This window comes from Gilliamella sp. Lep-s35, from assembly GCF_009795845.1.
Lineage (GTDB): Bacteria > Pseudomonadota > Gammaproteobacteria > Enterobacterales > Orbaceae > Gilliamella.
Genome location: NZ_WTEX01000089.1, coordinates 1 through 338 on the forward strand (window position 1 = coordinate 1; position 338 = coordinate 338).

At 35.8% G+C, this 338-nt stretch carries 1 pseudogene; it reads left to right on the forward strand.

Features of this window, described 5'->3' with window-relative positions:
- Positions 1-58 precede the first annotated feature (58 nt).
- A pseudogene (locus GQ590_RS12155) lies at positions 59-310 on the forward strand (transposase); the annotation flags it as partial.
- Positions 311-338 lie beyond the last annotated feature (28 nt).

Here is a 338-nt window from a genome sequence, read left to right on the forward strand (position 1 = left end):
AAATAGCACAACAAAAAAGTAGAAAATTCTCTATGATAAAAGTAAAGGGGATTTAATTATGAAAAAAATGACTGAACATCAAATCGTCGCTATTTTAAAAGAAGCAGAAGCAGGTATTGCCGTTAAAGAACTGTGCCGTAAATATGGCATGGGTAATTCAACTTTCTATAAATGGCGAGAAAAATACGGAGGAATGGAAAGCTCAGATATCAAACGTTTAAAGGCACTGGAAGCTGAAAACCGTAAGCTTAAACAGATGTTTGCCGAACTGAGCTTAAAATCCCAGCTTCAGGAAGAAATCATAAAAAAGCTTTAGTGCCCACAACAGCACGTAAAAC